Source organism: Actinokineospora sp. NBRC 105648, from assembly GCF_030269645.1.
Classification (GTDB): domain Bacteria; phylum Actinomycetota; class Actinomycetes; order Mycobacteriales; family Pseudonocardiaceae; genus Actinokineospora.
In genome coordinates this window covers 114602-123921 of sequence record NZ_BSTR01000023.1, presented here as the reverse complement: position 1 = coordinate 123921, position 9320 = coordinate 114602, and the positions used below count along the sequence as shown (strand labels likewise).

Annotated in this window: 2 protein-coding genes; both read right to left on the bottom strand. The window is 64.1% G+C overall.

All coding sequences use genetic code 11. The annotated features are described in order from the left end of the window. Window positions 1–96: 96 nt before the first annotated feature. Window positions 97–3459, bottom strand: a complete 3363-nt coding sequence (locus QSK30_RS20920) for an NACHT domain-containing protein (RefSeq protein WP_285505065.1) — start codon at window positions 3457–3459, stop codon at window positions 97–99. Between the two features lie 459 nt (window positions 3460–3918). Further along, window positions 3919–8379 carry a hypothetical protein gene (locus QSK30_RS20915; protein WP_285505064.1) on the bottom strand — a complete coding sequence of 1487 codons (4461 nt, stop codon included), beginning with the start codon at window positions 8377–8379 and terminating at the stop codon, window positions 3919–3921. Window positions 8380–9320: the final 941 nt, after the last annotated feature.

The following is a 9320-nucleotide window of genomic DNA, read 5'->3' as shown; positions in this document are numbered from 1 at the left end:
CCTTGCGCGCGACAGCGACGACATCGTCGCGGAACTCCCTGGGGTATGGCTTGGGCACAGAGACATCCTTCCAGCGAGGACGCGAGCCCTCACAGGTCAGGTGTCAACCAATCTCGGAGCAGTCCCGTCGAGGTGCCCATCGAACGCTGGACTGGTGGTGAATGCCCCGACGATCTCCTGCGCTGTCGGTGTCGGGGCGTCGGTGAGGCGTTGGATCGCCAGTGAGGCTGCGGCGCGCACGGTTTCGTCACTGTCGTTGAACAACGTGGCGAGAACGTCAGGAACGACGGAGGGTGCGGTGGCCAGTGTTTGGGCGATGCCTCGTCGGGCAGCGGGACAGAAGGTGGTGTGGTCGGCGGGCACGGTGGTGGGTAGGCGGTCGTTGCCGTAGGCGTTGGCCCAGATGTGACCAGCCTGTTCGGCCACCGAGTCGGGTCCGGCAAGGGCGCGATTCAAGTGGTTGGCGAACCTGTCCGGTGCGGACAGGACGGCATGCGTCAACATCTCGACGACGTTCTCGGAATCGAGGACCGCGATGCGTTCGTCTCCAACGAGGGCCTCAGCCAGTTCGAACGCAAGTTCGCCATGGGTGTTGAACAGGGCTGTGACTGCGGTTGCGGCCCAGGTGCGGACCGCGAGGGTGGGATCGTTGGCGAGCCTTTCCACACTGTCGAGGAGGCCTTCGGCTCTGTGCGGTTGTTCGAAGAGGACTAGGGCGATGGCGCGTGCGGCAGCTCCCCGAGTGCAGTTCATCCCGGCAGTAGGCAGGTCACCCCCGAACGGTCTGGGGTCGGGATTAGATGATCGTTCGACAGGCTCACAGTCGGGACTGGCGTCCTGTGCGTAGTGCTCGAGCAGGGCGATCATGGCGTCGTCGGCGTCTGCTGCCACCTCGGCGACGGCGTGGCAGATCGTCGTTCCCAGGGATTCCCCGGCGATGGCGGCGGCGTGCTCGCACAGCCGGGAGAGCATCGGGACAGGGATCTTGCCCGTGACGGCGTGTATGATGTTCTCGATGTGTGCGGCGGCCATGTCGGATGTGAAGCTGAACGCGAGTTCAGCGAACCGCTCGGGTTCCTGCTGAGCGTAGTTGCCAAGTAGCGATGCGAGTTCTCGGGCGCCGCCGACCGGTGTGGGACCGGACCAGTCGGCTCTCAAGTCGTGGTGTTTGTTGATTGCGCGAATCCAGTCCGCGTCGCTCATGTGTTTCGCTGCCGAGGCTCGTACCGGTGGTCCGAGCCAGTGAGCCTCCATGATCTTCGGACCCGCGATGGGATATTGGGCGAACTTGCGCTCGAGTTCGGCCGTATGGCGGGAGACGATCTGTGACCGGCGCTCCGTCGGGATGGCGGACAGCAGGATGTGCTGCGTTCGGCCGCGCCACGCACGGCCGTCCGCTGTCGTCTCCCATGCGGGGTAGAAGCTGATCAGCAAATCAGTCAGCGCGGTCAGGTGCTGATCGTCGCAGGCTCGAGTCGCGGCTTCGATGAGTTCGCGGGTTGCCCACGACGAACTGTCAGCCCAGCCCAGGTGAAGGTTTCGTGGGTCGCGGCACAACCAGTCGAGGGCTTCCTCGGAGACTGCCGGACCTGCCGCGGTGAATGCCCGGCACGCAAGGAATCGCAGCGGTTCATAGTCGCTCCCCGCGAGAGTGCGGATCAGCTCGATGGTGGTGTCGAGATCGCATCCTGCCTGCGCTGAGAGGGCACGGTCGAGACCATCGAAGAGGGCTCCGTCGATGCTGTGACCGGATCCCTGATAGCGGTGGCTCCACCTCGGCACAAATCTCAACTGATCGTCGTTGCCCGGTTCGGGCGTCGAGACCATGACGTCGATCATGAACGGGAGTACCTCGACGACGAACGTCGCGGGAGCACCCAGTGCGGTCGTGGTGATCGTGCGCTCGCCACCGGCTGTCGAGTAGTCGCTCAAGTAGTCGGTGCGGAAGGGGTCCGCAGCGCCGTCTTCACGGGCTCGGATCAGTGCTCGGCGTAGGTAGGCCCCGATGAGTCGAGCCGCTCCGTCGAGATCACGGTCGTCGTCATCGTGGACCAGGCCGTATAGGACGGTCCAGAAGTCGCTGTTTACCGCGAGCCCGCCACGGACGTCGTCCAGAGTGCCGTTGCCGATCAACTCGATGGCGAGGTCGACCAGGTCGGATCGCAATGACCACTGCACCATGCCCCGCAGCCGTGCCTTCCACTCCCCCGGCAGGCCCACGTAGGGACGGACAAGTTCGCTGACACGGGCCCCACGCTCGCGGGCGGCAATGATCAACTGGTGCGCCGCGGCGTCGACGGTGTCCGGAAACGCGAGTAGCGATTCCCATCGTCCAGCCGCGTCGGCGGCATCGAACCAGCTAGGCGTCGACAGCAACCCGGCCAGGTGCGGAGCGAGAGGTGAATCGCCGAAGGCGAGCGGTTCGATCGCCAGCCAGTCTTGGTCGCTGGCATCGAGTTGGCGGAGGATCGACACTGTCAGGTACTGCAGGTGGGTGCGGATGACGCCGCTGGACAGCAACCCGATCGTCGTCTCCCGAAAGGCCCGACGGTCGGTGGCAGCGAGGTACTCGAGTACCTGGCGAGTCTGGGCCCGGCGGAACAGGTGCTGGCCTGACTCGACGAGGAACTCGTGCAGACTCCGGCCTTGAGCCACGAAGGCCCTCGCGAACAGGAAGTCGAAGTAAGTTTCGTGGAAGAATCCGACTGATAGACCGTCTTCGACTAGTGCCCCGGCTGAGGTCAGCGTAGGCACCAGTCGTCGAGGAACGCTGTCGATCACCGCCAACGGCGCCTGCAGCACCTCGTTGTCACTCATATACCGCACAAGACTAGTGACGAGACGCTGCCAACCGTCTTCACTCACACCATCTTCGACCGCGTCTCGGATCTGCGCGGTGAAACGCTCGAAAAGTTCTGGAAGCGTCCGCAACGCCATCTGCCGTGCGTCTTCGGACAAGCGCTCGAACACAGACAAATGCAGGGGCACTCGCAACAGATCCAGTGTCACGGGTCGCATGCCCACCGTATCGACACCACCGCGTTCCAACGCCTCACGGACGGCGTCCAGTGATAGGTCCGCGATCTCCATAGTTGCCACTCGAGGCTTTTCGGTGAGCAACGAACTCATCCGCGGGTCCGCAGTGAGGTCCACGGTCCGCACCACCAAGATGATCTTAATGTTTCCGGCAGAGCTTGCCCGCGCCTCGTTGAGGGTGTCCTCGACGGAGTCGAAGCTGTCAGACATGCGCCCCGAGTAGGTGCTGACCGCATCCAATTGGTCCACGACCAGAACCGCGGGCTTGTCGCGCGCTGCGGCCCCAAGCGATCGCACCGGCGACGTCGACAGTTTCATCGCCTTCCCCAAGTCGTCCGACGAGCACGAGACCGCAGCTACTCTGTCCATGCGGACAACCCCGACGACCCAGCCTAGATGCGCCAATTCGTCGACCGCGTCCACAACCACAGAGCTCTTCCCGGAACCCGCTCGCCCGTGAACTACCACCACCTGAGCGCCATCTGGATCCTGCAGTAACCGCACCAACTCCGAAGAGTATGTCTGCGATGCCATCATCTTCGGCCGCAGACCACGGTTTCCCCGACTATTGCGCCGACGTGTACCCAACAGGACTGACTCATCACGCTCGGCTAGTGCCTCTAGGCGCTCAGCGGCGACGAGCCCATCGGGAGCGGCGACCGTGAAGTGGACGCTACCGATCGTGCGAGCCTGCACCACATTGCCCCCAACTCCGCTCGCGGAGTTGCCCGTTGCTCCGAGACCAGAGCCTCGATCAGCCTCCGCGCCAGGCACGCCCGGGGTGGACACGGCATCATCTTCCCCGTGCATGCATCCTCCATTTCAGACAGAAAACAGGTACGCGCAAGCGAGTGTTCGCAGCTCATTCGATATACCGAGCAATCATTTCGTGGAGGGGGTAGCCCGAGGAATATTGAACACGTACGGATGGGTTCGTCGGCCGGTAACGGCGTGGATCTGACTCGCTTGCAGTTCGAGGATACCCTTGAGTTTCAACGCAGATCCGTGGCGATTCGCCACGGCCCTTCGCCTGTCCGTAGGCGTCAGCATGTCCCAGTGCTCGAAAGGATACCAGCCGACGACGTAGATTCCATCGCTGGTGTTCATTCGGGATAGGTACTGCTGTGCAAGTTGGGTGTCTTGGGCAGTGAGCAGGTCTTTGTGCCAGGCGCCCTTGATCTCGATCGGAACACTGAGCACTGGAGATTCCACGATGGCGTCGCCCTGGCAGATGACATCGATCTTGATGTCGGGTCGCTCCCCGGAGTCACCGTGGCCTGTGGGATGGATGACGACCTCGCGATTGACCACGACGCGGTCTCCTGCAAGCCGCAGGGTGAGCTCGTGAGCCAGGTAGGCACCCAGGGCCCCCTCAGGTTTGGGGCGCCACGCCAGCGGAAGGGCGGAGTTCGGCGCGGTGTCGGACAAGCGGGGCTGGCGTTCGCAATCCCAGAGCAGATTGCCATGAGTGTGGAGATCCCGGGCGATGAGGTCGAATGTCTCCAGGATGACAGAGGCAAGTTGGGTGGCGGTGTTGACCACTCGGCGGGTTCGGTCGCGCAGGAGCGTCGTAACCTGCTCTGGGTCGAGCCGGGTGACCGCGAATGCCTGGGCACGGCGTCGGGCTTGATGGACTGCGGCCTGGATGGCCAGTAGTTCAGGGTGATCATTGACGAGGCTTCGGAGGACGTGGACGGTGTCGGGTGTACCGCGGTCGGCGAGCACCACCAAGATGTTGCGGCACCAAGCGTGGACCCCGTTTTCAGCGGTGACGATGCGAAAATCGGAGGAGTCAATGTCGAGTTCGGGCGGACAGGCGCCGATCAGCCATCTGTAGACCTGGCCAAGGGCCATGTCTGGGAGCTCGGCGGTGATGTGGTTGGTCTTCTCGGCAGCTGCGCAATCGAGGGCGAGAGGCTGGGCGAGCCTGGGTGACGTGGTGAGTCGGGAGTGGACTGCGGGCCAGTTGGCGGCTGGATCTGCGGTCAACAGCGCGCGGGCTGCGGCGGTCGCCATCTGTCGTGCGACGTCGGAGTCCGGACTTGTTTCGTAACGGTCAAGCACGTCCATGGCGAGACGAATTGCCGTGACGTCGCCCGCGTCCAGTGGTTGCTGCAGGAGGACTCCCCAACTACGGATCGCGTTCGCACGGAGGACATCATCCGAGGACAGGACGATCGGCCCCTCGATGCCTGGGATGTGTTCGCCCTCTTGGCTTCTGTTGGCTCCGGGCGCGCTCGACTCGCGCGGCTGCGCTTGGATGGCGCTGGCGAGTTCCACCGCCAGTTCGGTGAGCTGCGATGTGAAAGTGGAGGGTAGCTCGGGCAGCCTCAAGGGCCCATCTTGGCCAAGTACCTGTTTGCGGACGTACTGGACCAGCACTGCGGCGAGCTCGGCTTGAGCGTGGCGGGTGGCGTAAGCGAGCAGCTTCTGGTCAAGGCTGAGGTGCGTGGTTCCGAAGTGCCCGACGTGGCCGAGGATGGCGCCCGCCCAATGTTGCCAGCGTTCCGTGGGTAGATCATCCAGTTCGTCTTGCAGGACGGCGAGCGCGACCATCCCCGCTTCCGCACGCCAGTCACCGGTTGGCAAACCAAACCAGGCAAGATGGTGATCGTGTTCGGACTGGAGGTAGAGGCGAGCCGCCACACGCAGACGCTGATCCAGTTCGTCCGCAGGCCACAGCATGGCACCCGCGTAGCGGTTGGCCATCCAGCTTTCAGTCAGTTCATGGCGCCCTGTCTTGGGGTCAAGCCGCAAGTATTTGACCAATGTCCAGAAGCCGGTCGCGTCTCCTGCGACGGCCTTGTCCAGGCGAGTGCGCTGTGCGGTAGCGAACTTGTCGGCCAGTTCCCATACCTCCAAGTCAGGCTCGGGGGTTGTCTCGGGCGGTTGGGCCAGACGGGACGCCAAGTCGTCGAGGACATCGGCGAGAGGCGTGTTCCCAGTTCCTCGGTGGCATGCCGCCCGGGTTCGTGTCCAGTGGGCGTCGCCAGCGTCGAGCAGATGGGTCCGGTTGCCGCGCCGGACTCCGGGCGGGGTAGCCCGGTCGGTACCGTATCCGGGTGTCCCCCAAGCCCCGACGATCCTGTGTGTCCAGTAGTCGTACTGGGCGGGGTCCAACTGGTAGGCGATCTCGAGAAGGGCCTCTGCGAGGTCACGGCGTACGTCTCGGGTGTGGTCGTGTTCGCTCCCGTCGAGGGCATTGATCACATCGACAGGCCATGGCATCGGTAGACGCGCGAAGCCAGTGAGAAACCACAGAAGCATGCGAGCGACCGGATGCAGTAGCTCTCGGGCCCGCGGTGAGCTGAGCACGCGGTCGGCGACCGGTAGAACCAATGTACGCAGCCGGTTGGCGCGCTCGTACGAAAGTGGTGACGGGGCTGCCTGGGGCACGGAGACCGCGGAAGCGTCCTCGATGTCCTCGTACATGGCGTCTGCGTCCGGCTGCTGCAGGCGGACGCCGTGAGCGTGCAGCATCGTCTCGGTGCGGACGATCAACGCCGGCAGGTCGTCGTCGTCAACTCCCTGCGGGATAAGCGGGACCTGGGCCGAGAACATCCCGGTGAAGTGGCGAGAGAAGACCGGCCGGAAGTAGGGAGCCACTTCGGCGAAGGTCAGATGCCCTGGCCACAGCAGACTCAGGAGTGTTCCCACGAGTTCAGCTGGGCTGTTTGTCTCTTGCCCATCCCACGCGGAGGTATCTGGGTCAGCGTCGGAGGGCGGAACCAAGGTGGCGAGCACACTGCGCAACCGTTCGACGGTGTCGGCCTTGGAACCGACGCTGAGCGCCGCCTTGGCGGCGCTCTGGCGCACCGCCACGGGCCAGCGGTCGTTCTCCACCACCCTCAGCAAGGGGCCAGCCAGCACGGCCAGGCCCGAATCATGGGCCAGACGTACCGCGAGCCTTGCCGTAGCGACAGCGCTCCAGTCGTCATCGACGCGATCCAACGCCTCATCGAACGCTGCGGTGAGTTGGTCGACAAGGCCAGGGTGGGCCACGTGCCAGCGAGCACGCTGCCAGGCTCTGTTGGTCAACTCGATGCGGTCGGCTCGCGCCAGTAGGCCCTCGACCACCACCGCGCGGGTGCGGTGGCACGTGATCACCGCAGTGTGGGCGACCAACCCTTCCGGGTCAGACCCGGCCAACCACTCGACCTGCTCGGGAACGTGGGCGAGCATCCAGGCCGCAGTCTCGCGTAGATGCTCGGGCACGGCTGCTGTGTCCTCGTCCGGAGCGCTGACAAGGAACAGGCCCTTCAACTGTTGCTGCGGCATCGGCGACGGCCCGACCAGTTGAGCGGAGAGGTATCGCGCGGAGAGATACGCCGCGAACGACGAATGCGCGAACGCGGCACTGTCCGGACCGGTGCGACTGAACAACGCCGTCGCCAAGCTCTCCTGAACCAGGGGCTTGGTGACCTCGAACCTGCCACCACCCGCTGTCTCGTGCTCCCCGACCACCTGTCCCATCTGCACTGCTTGGTCCGAGGCCGCTCCCAGCACCCGGGTATGCACAGATCTGCGGCCACTGAGGACAAGGTGCGCTGCTACCCGCGCCGCGATGGCCACTCGTTGCTGCCCAGTACTCGCTTCCCACCCCCGCAGACGATCTCGACTGGGCTCCTCTGCCAGAACGTCAACCCCAAGCTTAAACAGCTGCAACGGTCCACCACTCAACGACGTCCGATCCTGCACGTAGGCGTTAAGCAGCACCTTCAGCGTCAGGGGAACACTGGCCAACGCACCTGCGCCGTTGGCCACTACCGCCTCCAGAAATGCCTCAGCATCGACTCCAGCGCCAGTGACCAACTCGTCAGCGTCGCACCGAGTCAACGGGGCAAGATCACCTACCCGGCACGCCCCAAGCCGAGCATCCAGGACCTCGGTCAGCTCGACGGGGTAGACAGCGGTTCGGCACGCCAACCAGATCCGGAGATTGCGGGTGTCACGGCCCCGTAACTGCCTGCGCAACCAGCTGGGCAAATGGCGGAGAAACAGGCTCTCGTCCAGCTGGTCGATCACCACCCTCAACGCTGCGGGCTCCACTCCCCCGCCAACGGACGACGAGGTCAAGGGCAACGCACTGAAGTGCACACCGAGCAACTCGTCCGCTGCCGCGCGGTCCTCCAACTCCACACCAGTCAGCCACACTGTCCCTGGTTCCCCTGGCTCCGGCGAGCAGTCCTGCTCGACCTCGGGAACGAGACTGGCGAAGGTGGTGGTCTTGCCCGCCCCAGGCTCTCCAAGCAAGACCCAACCACCCTGCGCCGCAGCGTCAGCCGGACGACACCAGCCATCACTTTCGGCACCCGGCTCGAGCAGAAACCCGTCGTCGTCCACAGCAAACGGCGGATCATCCCCATCGCCATCGCTCCGGAGCCGAACCCACCGCTCAGCCCAAGCGTCAAACCGCACTGATGCCACCATGCACAACACATCGCCATCACTCCGCACAGCGATACACCGGTAGCCGTAAGCGACTACTCCACTTGGCGCAAGCCCTACGCCTCCCGAGGGCTCCTCGCGCTGCGCGAACTCCCGTTGATAGCTGACTCAGCGACGTTCGTCGCCGGGTTCACATGACTTGGGAAGATCAACAAATACGAGCTGGGCACTACTGCTGGCACCTGCACCGTTCGGACACCGTCATGAGGAAATGGCCGCCTGACGACGAGACCGCACAACCCTAACGATCGCGGAAACCTGCAGTTCGCGACGAATACGACTTCGTGCGGATGCAGTACGAGCCTCGCCGAGGAGTCGAACGCACACGGGAGCAAGAGCGAAAACCGGAGATTCGTACCTACATGACCCGACCGTCAAGTGCGCTGAACATGCCACGACCGGCCCGAATTGAAGACCACAATCTGCGTTTCCGCAGGTCAGGCCATGATCGGGGCGCGCCTGGGGGTCAAGGGGTCGCAGGTTCGAATCCTGTCAGCCCGTCGGTCAGCAAGTCCCCGCAGGTAGAAGCCCTGCGGGGGCTTTTTTTGTGCTCAGAGGACGGTCCCGGCGCTGAGCACACCGCTCGGTGACACCTTGACTAGAGGGTGCCGACCATGCCGACCATCACCTCCACCAAGACCTCCAAGGTCCTCCCCCGCCCCGCCGCGAAGATGTGGGCCACGCAGATGAACGCCTGGGACCGGACCATGCGCGCGCTGTGCTTGCCGAGAATGTCGTCCGCGCGGGTCAGGCGGCGTGGTGGTACTCGTTGAGGATGCCGCCCAACCGTCGTCGTTGGCGGATGTCGAGGCGGGTGAGCGCTGCTTGGTTCGTGA